Here is a 24434-nt window from a genome sequence, read left to right on the forward strand (position 1 = left end):
AATATTGATTGAATCAACGCAGAGGGGAGGCGGCTACGGTGACCTCCATGCGCGATCAACAACCCGCTCCCGGCCACCCCGAGCGCACGCTGAGCACCAAGGAGACCGCCGAACTGCTCGGCGTGAAGCCCGAGACCGTGTACGCGTACGTGAGCCGCGGTCAGCTCAGCAGCCGACGCGCGCCCGGCGGCCGCGGCAGCACCTTCGACGCCAAGGAGGTGGAGGCCCTCGCCCGGCGCAACAGGCGGGAGGGGACGGGGAGTTCGGGATCCGGCGGTGAGCTGTCCGTCCGTACCCGCATCACGCTGATCGACAAGGACCGCTACTACTTCCGGGGTGTCGACGCCACCCGGCTCGCCGCACGCCACTCCTACGAAGAGGTCGCCGAGTGGCTGTGGACCGGGCGGATGCGCCCCGGCGTCACCTTCACCGCACCCGAGGCCGCCGTCGCCGTGGCCCGCCGCGCCGTGGACGCGCTGCCCGAACACGCGTCGCCCACCGACCGGCTGCGGGTCGCGACGATCGCCGCGGCGACCGAGGACCCGCTGCGCTTCGACCTGTCCGAGGAGGCCGTGCTCGGCACCGCGCGCGTGCTCATCCCCACGCTGGTCGCCGCCCTGCCGCCGCAGCTCCACGCCCACCAGAACGACGGCACACTGGCCCACCGCCTGTGGGGCCGGCTGACGGGACGCGAGGCCGACGAGGCGTCACTGCGTGCTATGGACAGGGCACTTGCCCTGCTCGTCGACCACGACCTGGCCGCCTCGACGCTCGCGGTACGGGTCGCCGCCTCGGCCCGGGCGCACGCCTACGCAGCCGTCTCGGCGGGGCTCGGTGTGCTCGAGGGCCCGTTGCACGGCGCCGCCAGCGGGCTGGCCCACCGGCTTCTGCTCGACGTGCTCGACCGGGGCACCGCGGTTCCCGTGATCGCGGACGAACTCCGCGCGGGCCGCCGCATCCCCGGCCTCGGCCATCGCCTCTACCCGGGCGAGGACCCACGCGCGCGTGCGCTGTTCTCCGCTCTGGAGCAGGTCCCGCGCGCGGAGCCCGCCCTCCTCGCGGCCCGTGACATCGTCGCCACCACCGCCCGGCACGCCCCGCTGCACGCCAACGTGGACCTGGCCCTCGCCGTCCTCACCGTCTCCTGCGACATGCCCGCGACGGCGGGCGAGACGATCTTCGCCGTCGCTCGGACGGCGGGCTGGATCGCGCACGCCCTGGAGGAGTACGGCGAGCGCCCGCTGCGCATGCGCCCCAGCGGCCACTACGTGGGCCCCAGGCCGCCCCAGCCTCTCCCTGAGTAGGACCGGAGAGGGCTGGAGGAGGACGAGAAGGGGACCGGAAGAGGGCCTGCGCAGGACGCCGGCAGGGCAGGAAGCCGCCGCGAGGAAAGTCAGGTTAGGCTCACCTCTGTGAGTACGTGTGCGACCGTCTCCCGGAGTCTCGACGAGCCCCTTGCCGGCACCGCGGCCACGGCGACGACCTGGCTGCTGCTGGAACAGCCCGGGCCATGGGGCGCCAAAGCGCTCACGTCGAGCCACCTGGACCGCTCGCTGGGCCGCGACCTGGATGCGGCCACCGCAGGCACCGGCGTCCGCATCGCGCTGATCCGGCGCCCCGGACGGCATGCCGACCCCGGCACGCCTGCCGTGCGTCAGGTGTACGTCGCCCACACCGTTCCCGGAAAGGTGTGGCTGCGCGGCGCCACCACTCGCGACCCCCGGCAGCTGCTCGACCTCGACTTCGCCGCCCTGGGCGCGGGCGACCACCGCTCGTTCGACGCGGCGTTCGACGCCGAGCCGCACACGGGCGCCCCGCTCGCGCTCGTCTGCACCAACGGCAAACGCGACCGCTGCTGCGCCCTGCTGGGCCGTCCCCTCGCGGCCGAGCTCAGCACGTCCGGCGTACGGGGCGTATGGGAGGTCACTCATCTGGGTGGTCACCGCTTCGCGCCGACGGTGCTCGTCCTGCCGTACGGCTACGCGTATGGCCGCGCGGAGGCCCACACCGTCAAAGAGGTCCTGCACGGCGTCCAGGAGGGACGGGTCGTCGTCGAGGGCAACCGCGGGAACTCGGCCTGGGAGAAGCCCGGGCAGGCGGCGGAGCTGGCCGTGCGATCGGCGGTGGATGAGTACACGGCGGGCGCGCTGAACGTCGTACGCACGGACGGCTGCGCGCCGCGCTGGGAGGTGACCGTGGCGCACGTCGACGGCCGTCGGTGGCGCGTCACCGTGGGCCAGGGCGCCGCCCTGCCGCCCCGCCCGGAGAGCTGCGGCGCCTCGGTGCTGGGCACACCGGCCCGGATGGACGTGGTGAGCGTGCACGAAGTGACGGCCGCTGCACTGGTGAGTTGAGGCCCGGGGCGCGGGTCTTGAGGGCAGGGGGGCGGGATCGCCGTAGTCCGCCGAAGCGGTCGACGGGGCTTCTCAACTGAGGCCGCGTGGACGTGGGTTCATCCTCCCCTCAAATATTGATCAAGAGATCCACCCCACACCCCCCTACGGCAGTCCGTGCCCGCCCACGTACCGTCATGGACATGAACCCCACTCCCCGCGCGCGCCGTCTGCGCCTCGGTCTGCCACGTCGGGTGTTCTCGCAGGTCCTGTTGATGCAGGTGACGATCGCCGCGGGGGTCGCGGTGCTCGCCACCGGGCTGTTCCTGGCTCCGCTGAGCAAGCAGCTCGACCAGGAGGCGATGCGCCGCGCGCTGGCGATCGCACAGACCACGGCGCAGGATCCGCAGATCGCCGAGGGCGTGCAGAACACGCCGCCGACCGTCGACGGCCCGGTGCAGCGGGAAGCGGAGCGGATCCGGCATGCCACGCACGCCGAGTACATCGTCGTCATGGACTGGCGAGGGGTGCGCTGGTCGCACACCACCCCCGGAAAGATCGGCGGTCTCGTCTCGACCGACCCCAGCGAGGCCCTGTCCGGCCGTCAGGTCATGGAGATCGACAAGGGCACCCTGGGCCGCTCCGCGCGCGGCAAGGTGCCGCTGTACGACGCGGACCACCGGATCGTCGGGGCGGTCTCGGTGGGCATCGCGTACGACAATGTGCGGGCCCGGCTGATCAGCGCGATTCCCGGGCTGTTCGCGTACGCGGGCGGTGCCCTCGCGGTCGGCGCGCTGGCCGCCTGGCTGATCTCCCGCCGGGTCCAGCGGCAGACCCGTGACCTGGCCTTCTCGGACATCTCGGCGCTGCTCGCGGAGCGGGAGGCGATGCTGCACAGCATCCGGGAGGGGGTCGTCGCCCTCGACCGTGGCGGCCGTATACGCCTGCTCAACGACGAGGCCCGACGCCTGCTGGGCATCGGCGACGAGGCCGTCGGGCGGTGCCCGGACGAGGCGCTGGGCGCCGGACGGACGACCGACGTCCTGGCGGGCCGGGTGACCGGCACGGACCTGCTCACCGTGCGCGGCCAGCGGGTCCTGGTCGCCAACCGGATGCCCACCGACCACGACGGCGCCGTGGTCACCCTGCGCGACCGCACCGAGCTGGAGCAGCTCGGCCGCGAGCTCGACTCCACCCGGGGCCTCATCGACGCCCTGCGCGCCCAGGACCACGAGCACGCCAATCGCATGCACACGCTGCTGGGCCTGCTCGAACTGGACATGTACGACGACGCCGTGGAGTTCGTCGGCGAGGTGGTCGGCGACCACCGGGTCACGGCGGAGCAGGTCACGGAGAAGATCCAGGATCCGCTGCTGGCCGCCCTGCTCGTCGGCAAGGCGACCGTCGCGGCCGAACGCGGAGTCGCCCTGTGGATCGCGGACCGCACCCGGCTCCCGGACCGGCTGATCGACCCCAGGGGGCTGGTCACGGTCGTGGGCAATCTTGTGGACAACGCCCTGGACGCCGTCGCGGGCACTCCGCACGCGCGCGTGGAGGTCGAGTTGCGCACCGAGGGACGTACGGTCGTCCTCGGTGTGCGCGACACGGGGCCCGGAATCCCGGTGGAACAGCGGGAGTTGATCTTCACCGAGGGGTGGTCGACCAAGGAGCCGCCCGCGCACGGCAAGCGCGGCCTGGGACTCTCGCTGGTACGGCGGTTCGCCGAGCGGCAGGGCGGCAGCGCGACGGTGGGCGAGGCGGGCGGCGGGGGCGCGGAGTTCACGGTCGTCCTGCCGGAGGCCCTGGCCGAGCCTGAACCTGAGTCGGAGCCCGCGTTCGCCGCACCCGTGGCCGCCACGGTCGAGGAGCAGGCGCGTTGATCGAGGTCCTGGTCGTGGACGACGACGCCCGGGTCGCGCGGATCAACGCCGCCTACGTCGAGAAGGTGCCGGGGTTCCGTGTGGCCGGCGAGGCGCACAACGCGGCCGCGGCGCTGCGCCGTTTGGAGACGCTGCCGCGTCTCGACCTGATCCTCATGGACCACTACCTGCCCGACGAGACCGGCCTCACGGTCGTCCGGGAGATGCGCCGGCGCGGTCACCAGGCCGACGTCATCATGGTGACCGCGGCCCGCGACGTGTCGACCGTGCAGGCGGCGATGCGGCACGGTGCCCTGCAGTACCTGGTGAAGCCCTTCGCCTTTCGGGGCCTGCGGGCCAAGTTGGAGGCGTACGCGCGGCTGCGCCACGCCCTGGACGGCGTCGGCGAGGCCGAACAGGCCGAGGTGGACCGCATCTTCGGCGCACTGTCCGCGCCGTCGGAACCGGAGCTGCCCAAGGGTCACTCCCCCGCCACGGCCGAACTGGTGCGGCAGTGCCTGATGCACGCCGAGGACCCGCTGTCGGCCCAGGAGGTCGCCGGGCGGACCGGACTGAGCCGGCAGACCGCGCAGCGCTGTCTGAAGGTTCTGGAGCGCACGGGACGGGCCCGGCTGTCCCTCAGGTACGGCGGCGCGGGCCGCCCGGAACACCGTTACGTGTGGGCGACCCGCGCCTGAGCGCGCCTGGTCCGGCTGGTGGCGCGCCTACTTGGCGGCCTGATCGACGAACTCGGTGGTGTACGTCTTGTCGAGGTCCACCTTGGCGTTCTTGATGTTGGGGTTGAACGCCTTGAGGACCTTCTCGACGGTCTCGGGACCGCCCTTCGGCATCACACCGTCGTCGGTGAACATCGGCAGCGTGCTCTTGACCGCCTCCGCGTAGAGCGTCTTGTCGCCCTGGGAGTAGTCGGCGGGCATCTTGGCCGCGATCTCGGACGCGCTGTGGGTGGACATCCACTTGAGCGTCTTGACGAAGGCATTGACCAGCTTCTGGACGGTGTCCTTGTGGCTGTTCACCCAGTCCGTCTGCATGTACAGACTTGACGACGGGTACGGACCGCCCAGCGCCTTCTGCGAGCCCTCGGGGGTGCGCATGTCGAGGAGGACCTTGCCCGCCTTCTGCTTCAGGATCGTGGCGACGGTCGGGTCGGTCGTCATGCCGCCGGCGATCGCCCCCTTCTGGAGCGCCGCGATGAACGTCGGGCCGGCCCCCACCGCCACCGGTGTGAACTCGTTGACCTGCACACCGTTCTTGACCGCGAGGTACTTGGTGAGGAAGTCGGTCGAGGACCCGAGACCGGTGACGCCGAGCTTCTTGCCCTTGAAGTCCTTGGGCGAGGTGAGGGTGCCCGCCGCCTTGCCGGAGACGACCTCCACCTCCCCCGGCGCGTGCGAGAACTGCACGACGGACTCCACGGACTTGCCCTTCACCTGGAGGTCGAGGGTGTGGTCATAGAAGCCGACGGCTCCCTGGACCTGGCCGGAGACGAGCGCGGTCTCGGCCTGGACGCCCGCGGGCTCGCTGAGCAGGGAGACGTTCAGTCCCTCGGCCTTGAAGTAGCCGAGGCGCTGGGTGAGCATCGCGGGCAGGTAGATGACCTTGTCCAGGCCACCGACCATGATCTTGACGTTCTCGCCCTTGCCGCCCCCGCCGCTTCCGGTGTCGGAGGTCGAACTGGCCGCGTCGTTGGCGCAGGCGGTGAGGGAGGAGACGGCGAGCAGGCCGGCGGCGGCCAGCGACGCGTATCTGGCGGTCTTGCGCATGCGGTTTCACGTCCTTGTGAGAGGGCGGTGCGGGGAGGGAGTGGGGTACGAGGGGTGCGGTGCGGGCGGTTCAGCTGTCCGAACCGGTCGGCTTCCAGCGGAAGATGCGGCGCTCGGCGAAGGTCAGCAGTCCCTCGGCGACGAGGGCGACGGCCGCGAGGATCACCATCGCGGCGTACACACCGGCCGCGTTGAAGGTGTTCTGCGACTGCGCGACGAGCAGGCCGATGCCCTTGGTCGCGCCGATGTACTCGCCGACGATGGCGCCGATCAGGGCGAAGCCGAAGCTCACGTGCAGGCTGGTGAAGATCCAGGAGGTGGCCGAGGGGATCACCACCTGCAGGGTCACCCGGCGGTCGCTCGCGCCCAGGATCCGGGCGTTGGCGACAAGGTTGCGGTCGACCTCGCGGGCGCCCTGGAAGGCGTTGAAGAACACCGGGAAGAAGACCAGCACCACGGCCGACGCGATCTTGGAGGACGGGCCGAGGCCGAACCAGATCAGGAAGATCGGTGCAAGGACGATCCGGGGGATCGAGTTGAGCACCTTGATGTATGGACCGAGCACCTCGGCGAGGAGGGCGATCCGCCCGAGCGCGATACCGAGGACGACACCCGCGATCACACCGATGACCCAGCCGAGCAGCGCCTCGTACAGCGTGTACCAGATCTGCTCGCCCAGGGAGCCGAGCGCGGTGCCGTGCGTCACCCAGGTCTGGATCTGATCCCAGATCTTCGACGGCATCGAGAAGTTGAACGGATCGATGATCGCGGCGCGAGACAGCCACTCCCACAGGCCGAGCACGGCCACCAGGAGCAGCACCCGTACGGCGATGACGAACGCCTTGCGCCGGCGCGCGGCCTGGGCCCGCGACTGCGCGCGGTCCGGGGCCTTCGCCGTGTCGACGACCGGCGTGCTGAGGACCTCAGGCGACATGGGCGACACCCCTCTCGCGGGTGATGCGGACCTCTTCGCCGAGGGACTCCCAGATCTCGCGGTAGATCTCGATGAACCGCGGCTCCAGGCGCACCGATTCGACCTTGCGCGGCCGGGGCAGGTCGATGTCGAAGACCTGCTTCACGGTCGCGGGCCCGGCGGTCATCACGACGACCTTGTCGGCCAGTGCGATGGACTCCTCCAGGTCGTGGGTGACGAAGACGACCGAGGCGCCCGTGCCCTCCCACAGCTCCAGGAGCTCGTCCGACATCAGCGCCCTGGTCTGCACGTCGAGCGCCGAGAACGGCTCGTCCATGAGCAGGATCTCGGGGTCGTTGACGAAGGTCGCGGCGAGGGCGACGCGCTTGCGCTGACCACCGGAGAGCTGGTGCGGATAGCGGTCCTCGAAGGCGGCCAGCCCCACCCGGGCCAGCCACTCGCGGGCCTTCTCCTTGGCCTCCGCCTTCGGTACGCCGCGGAAGCGGGGGCCCGCCATGACGTTGGACAGGACCGTGCGCCAGGGGAAGGTGGCGTCCTGCTGGAAGACGAACCCGACCTTGTCGCCGACGCCGGAGACCGGCTCACCGGCGACCAGCACCTCGCCCTCGGTGGGTTCCTCCAGACCGCTGACCAGGGTCAGCGTGGTGGACTTGCCGCAGCCGGTCGGACCGACGACGGCCACGAACTCGCCGCGCCCGACCGTGAGGTCCAGGCCCCTGACGGCCGTGTGCACACCTCCCGACGGGGTCTTGAATGTCTTGCTCGCGCCCCGCAACTCGATGGCGGGGCCGGTGTCTGCGCTCATGCCCCGGACGGTAGGTGTGGCCGGGGCCACCACAGCAGTCTTCTGAGCGCAAGCCGTTCTTTTGCTCGCAAGAGCCTGTTCTGCTCGTTTTGCTCGCGCTACAACTACGGAGCCGAAACACGGGCTTAACGCTCGCCGGCCTTGAAGGAGAGGCCTGATGATTGACGTCCTGGTCGTGGACGACGACTTCCGCGTCGCCGAGATAAACGCCAAGTACGTGGGAAAGGTTCCCGGTTTCCGGGTGGCCGCCCGCGCGCACAGCGCCGCCCAGGCGCTGGCCGTCGTGGAGCGCGGCGCGATCGACCTGGTCCTGCTCGACCACTATCTGCCGGACCGGACGGGCCTCGAACTGGTCCACCACATGCGGGAACAGGGCCACGGCACCGACGTCATCATGATCACGGCGGCCAGCGACGTGACGACCGTGCAGAAGGCGATGCGGCTGGGCGCCCTGCACTACCTGGTGAAACCGTTCACCTTCACCGCGCTGCGCACCCGGTTGGAGTCGTACGCCGCCCTGCGCCGCACCGTCGACCGGGTCGGCGGGCGGGGGCTGACGGGGCAGGAGCAGGTCGACCGGATCTTCGGCGCGCTGCGCACCGCGCCCGCGCCGAGTTCTCCACGGCTGCCGAGCGGCCACTCGGAGCCCACGACCGACCTCATCTGCGGGGTCCTGCACCGTGCCGGCCACCCGTTGTCGGCCCACGAGGTCGCCGCCGAGACGGGACTGAGCCGCTCGACGGCCCAGCGCTATCTGCGCCACCTGGAACAGGCGGGGCGCCTGCGCCTGTCCCTGAAGTACGGCGAAACGGGCCGCCCGGAGCACCGGTACGCGTGGGTTGCGCCGTAACGGCACCACGGCGGCGTTCCGCCACGCGGTGCGCCGGACGCCTCTCTACGGCTCTACGGCTCTACGGCTCTACGGCTCTACGGCTATACGGCGCCCGCGCCCGTCAGCGACCGCACCTCGGTCTCGGCGTACCCGGCCTCGTCGGGGGTCTCGGTGGAGGTGAGGGTGCCGAGCCAGCCCGCGAGGAAGCCCAGGGGGATGGAGACGATCCCGGGGTTCTCGAGCGGGAAGTACTGGAAGTCGACGTCCGGGAACAGCGAACCCGGATCGCCCGACACCACCGGGGACAGGACGACCAGCACCAGCGCCGGAAGCAGTCCGCCGTATACGGCCCACACCGCGCCGCGTGTGGTGAAGTCGCGCCAGAACAGCGAGTAGAGCAGCACGGGCAGGTTCGCCGACGCGGCCACGGCGAAGGCGAGGCCCACCAGAAAGGCGACGTTGAGGTCGCGGGCCAGCAGACCGAGCGCGATGGCCACGACACCGATGCCGACCGCCGCCACCCGTGCCACCACCACCTCGCTGCGCGGCTCGCGGCTGCGGCGCCGCAGGGACGCATACAGGTCATGGGCCACGGACGCCGAGGAGGCCAGCGTGATCCCGGCGACCACCGCGAGGATCGTGGCGAAGGCGACAGCCGCGACGATCGCGAACATCACCGTGCCACCGGTGGAGTCGGCGCCGCCGCCCACGTCGAGGGCGAGCAGCGGAACCGCCGTGTTCCCGGACGCGTTCGAGCCGCGGATGGCCCCCGGGCCGACGATCGCGGCCGCCCCGAACCCGAGGACGATCGTCATCAGGTAGAAGCCGCCGATCAGCCCGATCGACCACACCACCGACCGGCGGGCGGCCCGTGCGGTCGGCACCGTGTAGAAGCGGGACAGGATGTGCGGCAGCCCGGCCGTGCCCAGGACCAGCGCCAGGCCCAGGCTGATGAAGTCGATGCGCGCGGTCCAGCCCCCGCCGTACTTCAGGCCCGGCGCCAGAAACGCCTCCCCGTGGCCGCTGCGGTCGGCGGCCGAGAGCAGCAGTCGGTCGAGGTCGCCGTGGAACCGCACGAGGACGAGCACGGTCAGTACGATCGTCCCGCTGAGCAGCAGGACCGCCTTCACGATCTGAATCCATGTAGTGGCCCGCATCCCTCCCAACGACACATAGACCACCATGAGCGCGCCGACACCGATCACGGTCCAGGCCTGCGCCGCCTCGCCCGTCCGCCCGAGCAGCAGAGCCACCAGGCTGCCCGCGCCCACCATTTGCGCCACCAGATACAGAACGGACACGGTGACCGAGGAAGTTCCCGCCGCGATCCGCACCGGCCGCTCGCGCATCCGCGCGGCGAGCACATCGGCGAGGGTGAACCGACCGCAGTTGCGCACCAGTTCGGCGACCAGGAACAGCACCACCAGCCAGGCGACGAGGAAGCCCACCACGTACAGCAGTCCGTCGTAGCCGAACAGCGCGATGACCCCGGCCACTCCTAGGAAGGAGGCGGCGGACATGTAGTCGCCCGCGATGGCAAAACCATTCTCCATCGGCGAGAAGAGCCGCCCGCCCGCGTAGAACTCCTCTGCGGAACCCTGCCGTTTGCGACTCACCCACGTGGTGATCGCCAGGGTCACGGCCACGAACACACTGAACAGCAGTAACGCCAGCATCTGATGACGGTCGGTCATGAGGTGTCACCGCCCCGGATGCCGCGCGTCAGTTCCTGGGTGTCCCACCGCAGTTCGAGCGCGGCCCGGTCCCTGCGCAGTCGCGCGTGCCGCGCGTAGGCCCAGGTGAGCAGGAAGGTGGTCAGGAACTGCCCGAGACCCGCGACCATCGCCACGTTCACCGCGCCGGCCACGGGCCGGGCCATGAACCCGGGCGCGGCCGTAGCGGTGACGACATACCCCACGTACCAGGTGAAGAAGACGGCGACACCGGGCACCACGAACCTGCGGTAGCTGCTGCGCACTTCCCTGAACGCCGCACTGCGCTGCACCTCGACATACACGTCACGAGCACCGGTGGACACCTCGTCCCGCCCCGCACGCGCGGCCGGAACGGCGGGAGTCGGCGCTCCCGTCTCGTCCAACTCACCCCACCCGGAGGCCAGTGCGTCGTGCCAGGGGTCCTCGTACCTCACCTCGGGGGCAGTTGGGCCATGGCCGTCGTGGTTGTCGGCCGAACTCTCGGGACCGCCCCCGCCACCACGAGAACGATCGTTGCTTGACTGCATGCCCAAGGATGGACAGAACGGGAAGATCCCCGACTCTTCTTCCCATAGCTCTTCACCCCATTAGGTGACTCAGTTCTCTGGTGGCCGCACCAGCCCCTTCCCATACGCGTAACGCACCGCCTGAGCACGGTCTTTGAGCCCCGTCTTGGCGAACAGGTTGTTGATGTGGGTCTTCACGGTCGCGGTCGAGACATGAAGTCTGCGCGCGATCTCCTGGTTGGTGAGCCCCTCGGCCATGAGCACCAGGACCTCGGTCTCCCGCGCTGTCAGCCCGTCGGGGGCCCCCGCGAGTGCGGGCTGGGGCGCCGGCTCGGACAGCCGCTCCAGCAGCCGCCGTTGGATGCTGGGCGACAGCCCCGCGTCCCCGGCCAGCACGCTGTGTACGGCGCGCACGATCTCGTCGCCTCCCGCGTCCTTGGTGAGGTAGCCGCGCGCTCCCGCTCTCAGCGCGGGGAACAGCGACTCGTCGTCCGCGTACGTGGTGAGCACCACGACCTGGGTCCGTGGGTACGACGCCCGGATCCGCCGGGTCGCCTCCGCACCGTCGCAGCGGGGCATCCGCAGGTCCATCAGGACCACGTCCGGCGCGAGTTCGGCGACCAGCTTCACCGCCTCCTCCCCGTCGCCCGCGGCACCGACGACCTCGATGCCCGGGAGCAGCCCGAGCAGCATCACGATGCCTTCGCGGACCACGGTCTGGTCGTCCGCGACCACCACCCGCGCGGGCTTCTCCGCCGCCTCTTCCGTCATACCGGCACCTTCAACCTCACCACGAACCCCTCGTCGCCCGGTCCGGCCTCCAGCGAGCCGCCCAGCAGCTCGGCACGCTCCCGCATGCCCAGCAGACCGTACCCGGCGCCGGAGCCCGTGAGGGCACCCTGCGTGCCGCCCGAGTCCCTTACGTCGAGCGTCACTTCGTGCTCGTCGTAGTCCAGCCGTACGCGGACCTTGGCGCCGTGGGCGTGCTTGCGGACGTTGGTCAGCGCCTCCTGGGCGACCCTGCGTACGGCCTGTGACGCCTCGGCCGGCAGCGGTCTGCGCTCACCCGTGACAGTGACCTCGGCGCCCTCGGCCGTACCGACGAGTTCGCTCAGGAAGTCCTCCAGCGGGGTCAGTTCGCCGCGCAGCGCGGAGAGCGCCTGCCGGGTCTCGGCGAGACCGTCTCGGGCCATCCCCCTTGCCGCCACCACGCGTTCGAGTATCTGCTGCCGGTCCGCGCCCCGCTCGATGAGCAGCCGGGCTGCCTCCAGGTGGACGAGCTGCGCCGAGAGGCTGTGCGCGAGGACGTCGTGGATCTCCCGGGCGATCCTTGTGCGTTCGGCCAGCGCCGCGGATTCGGCTTCGGCCGCCCGGGCGGCCCGTTCCTGGGTGAGCAGGCGCTGAGCACTGCCCCGCGCCTCGGCGTCGAGCCGAAGGACGTACCCGGCGAGGGCCATGCCCGCCACCGAGGCGGCGGTGGTCAGCCAGACAGCGTTGTTGACCGCGGCGAACGAGGCGAGGGCGACCGACGCCACGGGCAGCGCCGCCTCGAGCGGAAGCCGCTCCAGCGCCGAGACGGCGCAGCCGCACCAGACGACCAGCGCCGGCCTCTGGAAGCCCGTGGCCTGGGCAAGAAGTGCCATGCCCAGCAGCAGGACGATGAGGACCAGTGACACCCCCAGCCGATGGCGATACGTCGTCCGGAAGAAGGCCCAGGACAGGGCTCCGGCCAGAAGGATCCCGCCCACCTCCGCGGCGGTACCCCAGCCGTGGATGCGGTGGTCTTCGAACGCCCCCCACAACAGCATGCCCAGGACCAACAGCCGTACGGCCCAGGCGAGAAGGCGCCTCGACCGTGAGGCCCCCGCGCGCGCCAGTGCCTCCTGGGAGGGCCAGCGCGTCCAGACGTTCTCCGTCACGCGTACTCCTTCGAGGCCGGCCGGCTCGTCGTGGCACCGTACGCCGAGGCCTGCGGGGGCGTCGCGGCGATGGACCGCGCGCGCCGGACGAGAATCCGCGAGCGGACCACGAGGGTTACGGCGAGGGCAAGGAAGAGGGCGGAGCTGTCCTGGTGGACGCCCACCAGCGCGCCGAAGGCGAAGAGGCCGACGCGCAGGGCTATACCGATGATCCAGACGGCCACGCTCGCCCTGGTGCTCTTGGTCCAGACGACACCGTCCGGCTCCGTCCACACCCTGGTCGTCCGGGCCCAACCGGCGCCGGTGACCAGACCTATGAGCAGCTCGGCCATGAGCAGCAGGACGGACTCGACGCGATGGTGGGCGTCGAGTATGCCGGGCTCACGCAGCGCCACGACCGCCAGGATCACAGGCACGACCCACCAGCGCCGGTCGGTCTTGATCGGGCGGGCACCGAACTGCCGGACGATCATCAGCGCGACAACGGCCACGATCACCCATGCGTTGACGAGCCCGGACATCAGAGCCTCCGCGAGCGAGAAGAGGGATGCCGGCAGCGAGTGCCGCCGACGCCTCTGACACTACGGAAACGCGCAGGTCAGCAGATCGGAGCAGGGGTGGATCACGGGTGGAGTCCCGCAGGCGGGTGTTCTCCACCCACGGGTGGAGAACACCCCGCGACCAGCACACGTCACGCGGCCCGGCACCCGGCACCCGGCGAGCACATGGACACGGGCACCGGCCGAAACCGAGACCGGGGCCGAGGTCAAGGCCGAACGCAGCGCCTACGCGTCGATCCGCGACCGGTCCAGCGTCGCGGCCGAGCTGGAGATGAACTCCTTGCGCGGGGCCACGTCGTTGCCCATCAGCAGGTTGAAGACCTCCTCGGCGGCCTCCAGGTCGGAGAGGTTGATCCGGCGCAGGGTGCGGTGGCGCGGGTCCATCGTCGTCTCGGCGAGCTGGTCGGCGTCCATCTCACCCAGACCCTTGTAGCGCTGGATGGAGTCCTTGTACCGGATGCCCTTGCTCTGGAACTCCATGAGCTTGTCGCGCAGTTCGCGGTCCGAGTAGGTGTAGACGTACTTGTCCTGGCCCTTCTTGGGCTGGACGAGCTCGATGCGGTGCAGCGGCGGCACCGCGGCGAACACCCGGCCGGCCTCGACCATGGGCCGCATGTAGCGCTGGAACAGCGTCAGCAGCAGGCAGCGGATGTGGGAGCCGTCGACGTCGGCGTCCGTCATCATGATGATCTTGCCGTAGCGGGCCGCGTCGATGTCGAAGGTGCGGCCCGAGCCGGCCCCTATGACCTGGATGATCGCGCCGCACTCGGCGTTCTTCAGCATGTCCGTCACGGACGACTTCTGAACGTTGAGGATCTTGCCGCGGATCGGCAGGAGCGCCTGGAACTCGGAGTTCCGCGCGAGCTTCGCCGTACCGAGCGCGGAGTCGCCCTCGACGATGAACAGCTCGCTACGCTCGACGTCGTCGCTGCGGCAGTCGGCGAGCTTGGCCGGCAGGGAGGAGGACTCCAGGGCCGTCTTCCGGCGCTGCGCGTCCTTGTGCTGGCGTGCCGCGATCCGCGTACGGGCGGCGGCGACCGCCTTCTCCATGACCACCCGGGCCTGGGCCGCCTCGTCGCGCTTCGTGGAGGTCAGGAACGCCTTGAGTTCCTTGGAGATCACGTTGTTGACGATGCGGCGGGCCGCGGACGTGCCCAGGACTTCCTTGGTCTGGCCCTCGAACTGCGGCTCGGCGAGGCGCACGGTGACGACCGCCGTGAGCCCCTCCAGGGCGTCGTCCTTGATGACGTCGTCCTCGGCGACGCGGAGCATCTTCTTGCTGCGCAGCACCTCGTTCAGCGTCTTCGTGACGGCCTGCTCGAAGCCGGCCACGTGGGTGCCGCCCTTGGGGGTGGCGATGATGTTGACGAACGACTTCAGAGTGGTGTCGTAGCCGGTTCCCCAGCGCAGCGCGACATCGACGCCGAGCTCGCGGGTGACCTCGGTCGGGGTCATCTGGCCGTGCTCGTCCAGGACCGGGACGGTCTCCTTGAAGGTGCCCTGTCCGGAGAGGCGGAGGACGTCGCAGATCGGCCTGTCGGACGCCAGGTACTCGCAGAACTCGCTGATGCCGCCGTCGAAGCGGAAGGACTCCTCGCCCTTGCTGCCGCCCTCGCCGAGGCCGTACTCGTCACGGACGACGATGGTCAGGCCGGGCACGAGGAACGCGGTCTGCCGGGCGCGCTGGTGCAGCGTCTCCAGGGAGAGCTTGGCGTCCTTGAGGAAGATCTGGCGGTCGGCCCAGTACCGCACGCGCGTGCCGGTGCGGGTCTTGGGGATCTTCTTGGTCTTGCGCAGGCCGTCCTTGACCTCGAACTTGGCGTCCGGGCCGTCCGCCGCGAAGGCGCCCGGGGCGCCGCGCCGGAAGCTGATGGCATGAGTGTGGCCGCCGCGGTCCACCTCGACGTCGAGGCGGGCGGACAGCGCGTTGACCACGGAGGCGCCGACACCGTGCAGACCGCCGGAGGCGGCGTACGAGCCGCCGCCGAACTTGCCGCCCGCGTGCAGCTTGGTCATGACGACCTCGACGCCGGACAGGCCGGTCTTGGGTTCGACGTCCACGGGGATGCCGCGGCCGTTGTCCCGCACCTCCACGGAGCCGTCGTCGTGGAGGATCACCTCGATGTGGTCGCAGTAGCCGGCGAGGGCCTCGTCCACGGAGTTGTCGATGATCTCCCACAGGCAGTGCATCAGGCCACGACTGTCGGTCGAGCCGATGTACATGCCAGGGCGCTTGCGCACGGCCTCGAGGCCCTCGAGGACGAGCAGGTGCCGCGCGGTGTAGTTGGAGCCGTCCCGGTCTGCTCCTGCCAGCAGCGCTGTGGACGGCACGGACGTATCGGCGGTCACGCGGTTCGCTCCTCGCTGAATTTCGGGTGGGCCCTTCTGAGTAAGGGCGCGGCTTCGGTAGCCGTCATGAGGGTACCGAGGCCTGGTAGAGCCGTTGTAACGCCACCCTCGTCCTGCGCTCACACTAGTCCACGATCGTATGGATGTTCGATCCCTCGATGGGGTGAAGTGCACATCACGTTCCCTTCGAGGCATGAACCATTTAGGCTCCGGGCACGTCCTCATGAACAACCGGCAACCCAGCCGGGAGGAACGAAACCGATAGACAGCGCGAACCCGTACTACTTACGCAATACGGCACATTCGCCGCCAACCGGCAGCAGACAGCAGCCCCGGAAAGATTTTTTTCGAGGAAAAGCCCCGAGCGGGAACGTTTTCGGGCTGGTTGGATGTTGACCCTGGTACGACAGCTCGTCGAGCTAGAGAAGAGGCGACGTGACTACTGTTCTGACCCCCGCGAGCCCACTGACGGCCGCCGATCGCTGCGACCGCTGCGGCGCCCAGGCATACCTGCGCGTCGTCCTGCTGAGCGGCGGAGAACTGCTCTTCTGCGGTCACCATGGCCGCAAGTTCGAGCCGGAACTCAAGAAGATCGCCGCCGAGATACAGGACGAGACGGAGCGGCTGACGTCCGCTCCCGCATCCGCCTCCGACGAAGAGCGCTGATCTCGCTTTCACGACGAGCCTGCCTCCGGCACCAGCCGGTGAACGGGCGGCCACCCCGTCAAGGGCGGCCGCCCGTCGTCGTGTGCCTGTGACTCAGGTCTCAGGCGCTCATGTGGGCTTCCGTGAGCCGGTGCTGCCGCTCTGACTCTGCCGCAGCGCCCGCACGACTTCGGACACCCGGGTGTACACCCCGGGGTTCCCGGCCTGACCGCAGCCGTTGCCCCACGACACGAGCCCGATCAGCCGTCCTCCGGCGACCAGCGGGCCACCGCTGTCCCCCTGACAGGCATCAGGGCCGCCCTGGGGCTCCCCCGCGCACAGCATGGAGTCGGACTTGTACGTGCCGTCGGGACCGCCCGGATAGGCACCCGCACACACGGTGTCGGACAACACCTGCATGCGCGCGGCATGCAGATGCCGTGTGTAGTTGCCGGTGCCCGTCGTGTCACCCCACCCGTAGACCACGGCGCTCGTTCCCGGTGTGTACGCCGGGTCGCCCTCGGCCGCCATGCCGATGACCGCGTTCTGCGGCAGGGGCTTGGCAAGGGTGACTACGGCGAAGTCCCCGACATTGCGGACCGCGTCGTAGGCCGGATTGACCCGGACACCGCTTACGGGGATCTCCTCGCCTTGCGTCGACAGCAGGTCCGTACGGCCCGCGATGATCTTGAGATCGCCCACCTGCTCCGGGGACGTCCCCAGGGCCTCCTCGGACATGCAGTGGGCCGCGGTCAGCACGGTGGTCCGGCCGATCGCCACCCCGCCGCAGAACTGTCCGGCTCGCGTACCCCCGAACCGGTCACGACTGGACAGCGCGACCGTCCAGGGGCTCTGGGAGACATCGACGGGAAATCCACCTACGACGACACTGTCAGCGGCTGCGGGGACCGCGGTCATCAGCGGTATGGCTGTGGCGGCGGCCGCCAGAACCAGCGGCCGGATCAGTGCCCGCACAAACGAAGGACGCATGCACGCTCCTCACTCTGGGTGCCAATAAGAAACCCAGAGTCATCCAGAGCGCCGCGTCGCGCAGCACGAAGACCCGGCCCCCAGAGGGGAACCGGGTCTTCGCCGTCGTGCGATCGCGACCTAGTCGAGGTAGTCGCGCAGCACCTGCGAACGCGACGGGTGACGCAGCTTCGACATGGTCTTGGACTCGATCTGGCGGATGCGCTCACGCGTCACGCCGTAGACCTTGCCGATCTCGTCGAGGGTCTTCGGCTGACCGTCGGTCAGACCGAAGCGCATGGAGACGACGCCGGCCTCGCGCTCGGACAGGGTGTCCAGGACGGAGTGCAGCTGCTCCTGCAGGAGCGTGAAGCTGACGGCGTCGGCGGGGACGACCGCCTCGGAGTCCTCGATGAGGTCACCGAACTCGCTGTCACCGTCCTCACCGAGCGGGGTGTGCAGCGAGATGGGCTCGCGGCCGTACTTCTGGACCTCGATGACCTTCTCCGGGGTCATGTCGAGCTCCTTGGCCAGCTCCTCCGGAGTGGGCTCGCGGCCCAGGTCCTGGAGCATCTGGCGCTGCACGCGCGCGAGCTTGTTGATGACCTCGACCATGTGCACCGGGATACGGATGGTGCGGGCCTGGTCGGCCATCGCGCGGGTGATGGCCTGACGGATCCACCAGGTGGCGTACGTGGAGAACTTGTAGCCCTTGGTGTAGTCGAACTTCTCGACCGCGCGGATCAGACCGAGGTTGCCCTCCTGGATGAGGTCCAGGAAGAGCATGCCGCGGCCGGTGTAGCGCTTGGCGAGGGAGACCACCAGACGGAGGTTGGCCTCCAGGAGGTGGTTCTTCGCACGGCGGCCGTCCTCGGCGATGATCTCCAGCTCGCGCTTCAGCTTCGGCGCCAGCTTGTCCGCGTTGGCCAGCTTGTCCTCGGCGAACAGGCCCGCCTCGATGCGCTTGGCGAGCTCGACCTCCTGCTCGGCGTTGAGCAGGGGGACCTTGCCGATCTGCTTGAGGTAGTCCTTGACCGGGTCGGCGGTGGCGCCGGCCGCGGCGACCTGCTGCGCGGGCGCGTCGTCCTCGTCCTCGTCGGAGAGCACGAAGCCGGCGCTCTCGGTGCCCTCGGGCTCCTCGGTGCCCTTGGTCTCCTCGATCACCTCGTCCTCGAGGAGTTCCGCGTCGTCCTTCTTCGCGGTGGTCTTCTTGGCCGCCGTCTTCTTGGCGGTGGTCTTCTTCGCCACCGCCTTCTTGGCGGTGGTCTTCTTCGCAGCCGCCTTCTTGGCCGGCGTGGCCTCCTCGGCGGGGTCGGCGGGGTCGGCCGTCGTGGCGGTGGCCTTCCTGGTGGTCACCGTCTTCGCCGCGACCGTCTTGGTGGCGGTGCGCTTGGCCGGACTCTTCGCTGCGACGCTCTTACGGGTGCGCTTGGGCTCCGCGGCACTGACCATCAGCGTCACACCCTCTTCCTCGAGGATCTGGTTGAGGCTGCGCAGTACGTTCTTCCACTGAGTGGCCGGAATCTGGTCAGCTTCGAAGGCCCGACGCACATCGTCGCCGGCGATCTGCCCCTCAGCCTTTCCCCGCTCAATGAGCGCCATGACAGAGACGGACTCGGCGATCTCCGGCGGGAGCGTACGGGATGTGCTGGCCGACACGAACAACCTCTCGGAACGTTGGAAAACGGCTTCCGGCCCCGTCCACGGCGGACAGGAGCCGACCACCGGCCTGGGGATGGGCCGACGGCGCGGGCGCGGGCCGGGAGGATGCACAGCGCCTTGACAGGCGTCCGTATTCCCTCCGCGGCAGTCACCTCTTAGGTCATCGCCCTGACCCTTCAAGTGTTACGCCCAATCTTCGTGGCCCGAGTCACACCCCGTAAGCGCTCAAAAACGGTCAGACATGGGCAGGTGGGGTCATCGACGACCTGGACGAGGGGCGCTCCACCGATCCCGTTCGGACTTCGTCGTACCGCCGAACCACGCCGGACCCAGAGAATCCGGCGGGATCCGGCGACAGACGGCTCCCGGGTCGGGCGCTGCCGCGAGAGCACGGCGCGCCCCGGCCGCGGCATCGCCCGCGCCGCGTTGTCAGTGCTCGCGCGGCGCGGGCACCACGCGCTCCACCTCAGGGTGGACCGTGAGCAGTTGGCGCATGGCCGTCTCGGCCGCCACACCGTCGCCGGTGCCGAGCGCGTCGACGATCCGCGCGTGCTGAGCCAGGGAGGCGTCGTTCGGCCGGTCGCAGCCGGTGACCGGGCCGCCGGAGACCTGGAGCGCGGCCGACACGATGCCGGAGAGGTGCTCCAGCATGCGGTTGCCCGCGATCTGGATGAGCAGCGAGTGGAACTCGGCGTCGGCCCGGGAGAACGTGAGCGCGTCCCCCTGCGCCATGGCGTGGCTCATGATCTCGACCATGTCGGAGAGGCGCTGCTGGACGTCCTCGCGGCCGTGCCCGGCGGCGAGGCGGGCGGCGAGCGGTTCGATCGTCCAGCGCAGCTCGCTCAGCTCTCGACGCTGGTCGTCGCGCTGCGGCCCGAAGGCACGCCACTCGATGATGTCGGGGTCGAGGAGATTCCAGTCGCTGACGGGACGCACGCGCGTGCCGACGTTCGGGCGGGCGCTGACGAGGCCCTTGGCCTCGAGGACGCGCAGGGACTCACGGACGACGGTCCGGGAGACCTCGAAGCGCTGACCGATCTCCTCGGGCACCAGCGGGCGGTCCGCGCCCAGGTCACCGGAGACGATCATCTGGCCCAGCTGCTGGACGAGTTGGCCGTGCAGTCCGCGGCCGCGGCTGCCCGCGGCGCGTCGGCCCACACGGCCCAGCTCGGGGTCCGGGCCCTCCCAGGCGGGCGCTCCGGAACGGTCCCCGACGGGGGCCTCGGCATAGGGGTAGCGGTCGAGTTCGCCCGAGCCGCCGAGACCTGAGTCTGCGGAGCGGGCGGCGGTCATCATGGTGTGCGCAAGGGTACTCACGCATCCTTTGTCGGCGCTGTCTCCAACTCCCTTGAGGGCTTTGGTGAAAAGCACACGAAAGGGTGATCGCTCACCCCGTCGCAATTGACGCCTTATCGGAAAGAAATGGGCTTTCTCCAGGGAGTTGTGCACACTGCCGGACGAAAAGCGCGCGGATCGCCATCATCGGACCCTGCGTCGCAGGGCCGTGAACAGATACGCGCAGAGCAGCGCGGACAGCGACAACGCCAGTGCGCCGCCCACGGGTTGGGCGAGCACGTCCGCCACGGCGACCAGATAGCGCTCTCCGCCGAAGGGCCACTGCAGCAGGAAGACCTCCCGCATCCGCACCGGAAACCCCGCCGCTGTCCGTACAGCCGGTCCGTGGAAGGCCTCCTGTACGAGTGGGACGACCACGACGGGTACGGCGATCACCGCGGCGAGCCCGCCGGCAATGGACCGGAAGACGCCCGCCGCCAGCACCCCCGCCCACGCGCACCCGATCACGAGCCCGAGCCAACTCGCGCTCATCGAAAGCCAGTCGGCGGGAACCTGGGCGACCTCCCGTCCGTATACGACATAGAGCAGTTCGACGTCGCATCCCACGGTGACGACGGCCAGCATCGTCGCCGTGGCCCCGGAGACGAGCAGCTTCGCGGCGAGCAGCCCCAGCCGCCGGGGCACGGTGCCGCGGTCCGCCGCCAGCGCGGGGTGGCGGAACTCGTCGCCGAAGGCCAGCGCGCCGAGCAGTCCTGCGCCGAGTGCCGCGGGCGGCAGGGGCAGCGATTGGGGCCACGCCGCGAACAGGCGACCCTGCGGGGTATGCCCGAGGCGGGCGAGCAGTACGGCGACCAGCGCGGACACCACGAGCACGGCGCCGCAGGTCACAAAGCCCGTGCTGATGCCGCCGGCACGGTGGAGTTCGTAGCGAAGGGGGCGAAGAGGGCTGGGAGTGGGGCGGACGGAGATGGGGGGCGGGAGGGGGGTGCGAGGGGAGAAGGAGGCGGGGGCGGAGAGGGGAACGGTTCCAGATCCAGGCCTGGGTCCGGTGGTGCTGGTGTGGCGCGGCCGGGGCTGATCGTGGGGTGCGTCGCGGTCCGGGGTGGCCGTGGGTTCGGGCTTGGTCGGGGGTGTGGACGTGGGCGCGGGTGTCGACCTGGTGTCCGTGGACTGCGCTGGGCTGTCGATGGAGGTTGGGGGGTGGCAGCCGTCGGCACGGGTGTCCCTGGTGTGGGGCATCGGTTCGCCGGCGGGGAGCGTTCGGGCGGGTGACCTTGGCGTGGTTGCGATGTCGGGGGGGTGATCGGCCATCTGGCCGTCGGCGGTTTGTGCCTGATCCGTTGCCCGCGCTCTGACTGCGGCGTGCGATCGGCCCGCGGTGCGCGCCTCGTCAGGGGCGTGCGGCTGCCCTGGCACCAGCCGGTCGGCTGGTGCCGCCTGCCGGGCAGGGGCGGAGGGTTCGTCGATGGTGTGCCGTTTGTCCATCGGGCCTGGATCACGGGAGGTCTGCGGCTGATCCGTCTTGGCCGGATCACCAGTGGCCGAGGGCTGACGGCTCATCAGGTTCGGATCAGCCGTGGGCTGCGAGGGGTTCACCGGGTCGGGAGCACCCGTGGTCTGCGGCTGGTCCACCAGGCCCGAGTCGCCGGCGGTCTGCGGCTGATTTGCCGACAGTTCCTCCGTGGGGTGCGGCTGGTCCGACGCCGCGGCCGGGTCGTTGGCGAGACGTTTCTCCTCCGCAGGCGACGGTTCCGCGCCGGGCCCCATATCGCCCACCTCATCGGCGAGTTGATGGACGAGAATGCCGTGCCGAAATGCTGTCTCGCCGACGTCGGCGGTCGTACTGCCGTACACACAGAGGCGGTTGCCCTCCTCCCGTACGACTTCAACGGATCGCCGGGCCGCTCTGGCCTCCTGGGCGAGCAGGGCCGCGAGGCGGCCGGCCTGCGGGCTGCGGACGGCCACGCGGGGGCGCAGCCGGGTGCGAGCGAACACCGTGGCCTCCTGGTCGGCCACGACTCTGCCGGACTGCAGGGTGACGACTCGGTCGGCGGTGCGGGCCGCCTCTTTGGGATCGGCCGTGGCGAACAGGACCGTGCCGCCCTGGGTCGCATGCGCTCGGAGCATGTCGTGCAACCAACGACCCTCGCGGGCGGACAGCCCGTGCGCCGGGTCGTCCAGCACAAGTGTGTGCGGGTCGGGCAGCAGGGCGCAGGCCAGGCCGAGGCGGCGATCCATGCCGCGCGACAGCGTGCCCAGGCGTTCCCCGCGCAGGCCGGCGAGGCCCACCATTTCGAGAACCTCGTCGGCACGCCATGCCGGTACCCCTGCGGCGGCACACAGCATGCGCAGGTGACCGCGGACCGAGCGCGCCGGATGTCCCGGTACGTCGCCCAGGAGGACGCCGACCTCGCGCGACGGGTGGGAGATCCGGTGCAGGGGGCGCCCTCTGAAGTAGCTGAGACCACGGCCCTGTTGAAGCTCTAGCATCAATCTGAGCGCGGTCGTCTTACCCGCGCGGGGCGCTCCCAGGAGCGCGGTGACACGGCCCGCGCGCGCCTCGAAGGAGACGTCGTCGACGGCGGGCGGGTGCGCCTTGCGGGGGATGCTGGTCAGTCCGAAGGCCTGGATCACCTGCAGCAAGATAGCGCGCAATGTCCTATTTTCCTGGTATAACCCGGTCCGGTCCGCCAGTCGCGCCTACTGCGGCCGGGCTCGTGTCCGCCGTTCGGTAGATCAGCTCACCCCAGGGGCCGGGGCCGCCCTTAACCCGTTCACCCTGCCGAACCGTCCGCCGGCGTCACACCTCCGGGCGCAGCATCGGGGGGTTGAGCAGGGTGGCTCCGCCCGCTCGGAAGAGCTGGGCGGGGCGGCCACCCTGACGCGTGGTCGTACCGCCCGTGGGGACGAGGAAGCCAGGAGTGCCGGTCACCTTGCGGTGGAAGTTGCGCGGGTCGAGCGCCACGCCCCACACCGCCTCGTAGACACGGCGCAGCTCGCCGACGGTGAACTCTGGCGGGCAGAACGCGGTCGCCAGCGAGGAGTACTCGATCTTGGATCGGGCCCGCTCCACGCCGTCGGCCAGGATCTGGGCGTGATCGAAGGCGAGCGGTGCCACCGGCTCGCCGTCACGCCCGTAGCCGTCCTGCTGCAGCAGTTCCCCGACCGGAGCCCACCGTGCGTTGCTGGCGTCGCCGCCAGCCCGGGGCGCCGGCAGATCGGGAGCGAGCGCGAGGTGCGCGACGCTGACCACACGCATGCGCGGGTCGCGTTTGGGATCGCCGTACGTCGCGAGCTGCTCGAGATGTGCGCCGTTGTCCTGGGCGGGGGCGGCGGGGTCGTGCACACACAGCCCCGTTTCCTCGGCGAGCTCGCGCGCCGCCGCCTGTGACAGGTCCTCGTCAGCCCGTACGAAGCCGCCGGGTAGCGCCCAGCGCCCCTGGAACGGTGGCTCGCCCCTGCGCACCGTCAACGCACACAGGGCGTGGCGGCGCACGGTCAGCACGACCAGGTCCACGGTAACGGCGAAGGGCGGAAACGCTGACGGGTCGTAGGGCATGCCGCGATCATAGTCGTCTGCCTGACGATAAACACTCCCTGCGTCAGCCGCATCGATGGCCGATCCACGCAGGTCCGGGATGGGCTCGCGGTCCGATTCCGCGCCGGCCATTACCGCCGCCGGTCTGGCCACAGGGTGCTTATTTCGCGAAGGGAACTGGTGTGCCGTGTCGGCCGGCGAGCGGGGCGGCGGCTTGCGGAGTACTGCCCCTGGCCGGCCTCCGAGGTGCTGCTTCTGGCTGACTTCCGGGGTGCCACTTCCGGCTGGCGCGCGGCGCGCTGGTCCGGACCGCGTCGCACCGTGTTCGCAACCGGCTGGGCCGTTGCTTTGGCGGCGATCGGCCACCGGAGTCCGACCGGGACGACTACCGCCGGAAAGACAATCCCGGCTACCCCTTGACCGGGTCGGAGCCCGGCCGCTTGACGATTCGATCGCCGACCGCGACCGACTTCCAGAACCGGCCGCTGGTGCGGACCTTCGCGGACTCACCGTCGGTAAGGCGCACCTCGACGAAGTGGTACATATTCGAGCCGTCGAGCATGCCCCGGGACTTGTCGATGACGACGCCTTCCCAGGAGTCGTTTCGTCCAGCTTTACGAGACTTGAACATGATGCGGAGCCTACGAGGATCGGCAGACGGCCCTGCAGTGCCTCGGGGCACATCCTGGAGATGACACATGTCATGCCCGTGTACTGGAACGGCTTCT

Annotated in this window: 21 protein-coding genes; 6 read left to right on the forward strand and 15 right to left on the reverse strand. The window is 70.1% G+C overall.

Going from position 1 to position 24434, the window contains the following annotated elements; translation table 11 throughout:
* The first annotated feature begins 47 nt into the window (after window positions 1–47).
* From ABZ910_RS21370 to ABZ910_RS21385, 4 genes are all read left to right on the forward strand, one after another.
* Window positions 48–1304: a citrate synthase gene (locus ABZ910_RS21370; protein WP_361367233.1), complete on the forward strand. Its 1257-nt coding sequence runs from the start codon at window positions 48–50 to the stop codon at window positions 1302–1304.
* Between the two features lie 108 nt (window positions 1305–1412).
* Entirely contained in the window at window positions 1413–2354 is a 942-nt protein-coding gene (locus ABZ910_RS21375; RefSeq protein WP_361367236.1) for a sucrase ferredoxin, read from the forward strand.
* 182 nt (window positions 2355–2536) lie between these two features.
* Entirely contained in the window at window positions 2537–4213 is a 1677-nt protein-coding gene (locus tag ABZ910_RS21380) for a sensor histidine kinase (RefSeq protein WP_361367239.1), read from the forward strand.
* Window positions 4210–4890 carry a response regulator gene (locus tag ABZ910_RS21385; RefSeq protein WP_361367242.1) on the forward strand — a complete coding sequence of 227 codons (681 nt, stop codon included), beginning with the start codon at window positions 4210–4212 and terminating at the stop codon, window positions 4888–4890. Before ABZ910_RS21380 ends, ABZ910_RS21385 begins: the two co-directional genes overlap by 4 nt.
* 27 nt (window positions 4891–4917) lie before the next feature.
* On the opposite strand, the gene ABZ910_RS21390 is transcribed toward ABZ910_RS21385, so the two are convergent.
* The 3 genes from ABZ910_RS21390 to ABZ910_RS21400 form a co-directional block, all read right to left on the reverse strand.
* Window positions 4918–5976 carry an ABC transporter substrate-binding protein gene (locus ABZ910_RS21390; RefSeq protein ID WP_361367245.1) on the reverse strand — a complete coding sequence of 353 codons (1059 nt, stop codon included), beginning with the start codon at window positions 5974–5976 and terminating at the stop codon, window positions 4918–4920.
* Window positions 5977–6046: 70 nt separating this feature from the next.
* Window positions 6047–6910, reverse strand: a complete 864-nt coding sequence (locus ABZ910_RS21395) for an ABC transporter permease (protein WP_361367248.1) — start codon at window positions 6908–6910, stop codon at window positions 6047–6049.
* Window positions 6900–7715 carry an ABC transporter ATP-binding protein gene (locus ABZ910_RS21400; RefSeq protein ID WP_361367250.1) on the reverse strand — a complete coding sequence of 272 codons (816 nt, stop codon included), beginning with the start codon at window positions 7713–7715 and terminating at the stop codon, window positions 6900–6902. The genes ABZ910_RS21395 and ABZ910_RS21400 overlap by 11 nt, the downstream gene beginning before the upstream one ends.
* Before the next feature lie 157 nt (window positions 7716–7872).
* Here ABZ910_RS21400 and ABZ910_RS21405 point away from each other — a divergent pair, with 157 nt between their 5' ends.
* Window positions 7873–8565 carry a response regulator gene (locus ABZ910_RS21405; RefSeq protein WP_361367253.1) on the forward strand — a complete coding sequence of 231 codons (693 nt, stop codon included), beginning with the start codon at window positions 7873–7875 and terminating at the stop codon, window positions 8563–8565.
* An 83-nt stretch (window positions 8566–8648) separates the two neighbouring features.
* Here ABZ910_RS21405 and ABZ910_RS21410 read toward each other — a convergent pair whose 3' ends face one another.
* From ABZ910_RS21410 to ABZ910_RS21435, 6 genes are all read right to left on the reverse strand, one after another.
* Window positions 8649–10241, reverse strand: a complete 1593-nt coding sequence (locus ABZ910_RS21410) for a cation acetate symporter (protein ID WP_361367256.1) — start codon at window positions 10239–10241, stop codon at window positions 8649–8651.
* Window positions 10238–10789: a DUF485 domain-containing protein gene (locus ABZ910_RS21415; protein WP_361367258.1), complete on the reverse strand. Its 552-nt coding sequence runs from the start codon at window positions 10787–10789 to the stop codon at window positions 10238–10240. The genes ABZ910_RS21410 and ABZ910_RS21415 overlap by 4 nt, the downstream gene beginning before the upstream one ends.
* 69 nt (window positions 10790–10858) lie before the next feature.
* The gene (locus ABZ910_RS21420) at window positions 10859–11539 is read right to left on the reverse strand and encodes a response regulator transcription factor (protein ID WP_361367261.1); all 681 of its coding nucleotides are present in this window, start codon (window positions 11537–11539) and stop codon (window positions 10859–10861) included.
* Entirely contained in the window at window positions 11536–12687 is a 1152-nt protein-coding gene (locus tag ABZ910_RS21425; protein ID WP_361367263.1) for a histidine kinase, read from the reverse strand. The genes ABZ910_RS21420 and ABZ910_RS21425 overlap by 4 nt, the downstream gene beginning before the upstream one ends.
* Window positions 12684–13208 carry a DUF1453 domain-containing protein gene (locus ABZ910_RS21430; RefSeq protein ID WP_361367266.1) on the reverse strand — a complete coding sequence of 175 codons (525 nt, stop codon included), beginning with the start codon at window positions 13206–13208 and terminating at the stop codon, window positions 12684–12686. The genes ABZ910_RS21425 and ABZ910_RS21430 overlap by 4 nt, the downstream gene beginning before the upstream one ends.
* A 264-nt stretch (window positions 13209–13472) precedes the next feature.
* Entirely contained in the window at window positions 13473–15596 is a 2124-nt protein-coding gene (locus tag ABZ910_RS21435) for a DNA topoisomerase IV subunit B (RefSeq protein ID WP_361367268.1), read from the reverse strand.
* 435 nt (window positions 15597–16031) lie between these two features.
* Between ABZ910_RS21435 and ABZ910_RS21440 the strand changes: the two genes are divergently transcribed.
* Window positions 16032–16262 carry a hypothetical protein gene (locus ABZ910_RS21440; protein ID WP_361367270.1) on the forward strand — a complete coding sequence of 77 codons (231 nt, stop codon included), beginning with the start codon at window positions 16032–16034 and terminating at the stop codon, window positions 16260–16262.
* A gap of 108 nt (window positions 16263–16370) precedes the next feature.
* Here ABZ910_RS21440 and ABZ910_RS21445 read toward each other — a convergent pair whose 3' ends face one another.
* From ABZ910_RS21445 to ABZ910_RS21470, 6 genes are all read right to left on the reverse strand, one after another.
* Complete coding sequence (locus ABZ910_RS21445) at window positions 16371–17231, reverse strand: serine protease (protein ID WP_361367273.1); 861 nt, start codon at window positions 17229–17231, stop codon at window positions 16371–16373.
* Window positions 17232–17351: 120 nt separating this feature from the next.
* Window positions 17352–18869, reverse strand: a complete 1518-nt coding sequence (locus tag ABZ910_RS21450; RefSeq protein WP_361367276.1) for an RNA polymerase sigma factor — start codon at window positions 18867–18869, stop codon at window positions 17352–17354.
* Window positions 18870–19301: 432 nt separating this feature from the next.
* Window positions 19302–20189: a FadR/GntR family transcriptional regulator gene (locus tag ABZ910_RS21455; RefSeq protein WP_361367279.1), complete on the reverse strand. Its 888-nt coding sequence runs from the start codon at window positions 20187–20189 to the stop codon at window positions 19302–19304.
* Between the two features lie 162 nt (window positions 20190–20351).
* The gene (locus ABZ910_RS21460; RefSeq protein WP_361367423.1) at window positions 20352–22802 is read right to left on the reverse strand and encodes an ATP-binding cassette domain-containing protein; all 2451 of its coding nucleotides are present in this window, start codon (window positions 22800–22802) and stop codon (window positions 20352–20354) included.
* Between the two features lie 166 nt (window positions 22803–22968).
* A complete protein-coding gene (locus tag ABZ910_RS21465) occupies window positions 22969–23727 on the reverse strand; it encodes an NUDIX hydrolase (protein ID WP_361367281.1) in 759 nt (252 codons plus the stop codon).
* Window positions 23728–24115: 388 nt separating this feature from the next.
* Entirely contained in the window at window positions 24116–24337 is a 222-nt protein-coding gene (locus tag ABZ910_RS21470) for a hypothetical protein (protein WP_361367284.1), read from the reverse strand.
* Between the last annotated feature and the right edge of the window lie 97 nt (window positions 24338–24434).

This window comes from Streptomyces sp. NPDC046805 (genome assembly GCF_040645355.1).
Lineage (GTDB): Bacteria > Actinomycetota > Actinomycetes > Streptomycetales > Streptomycetaceae > Streptomyces.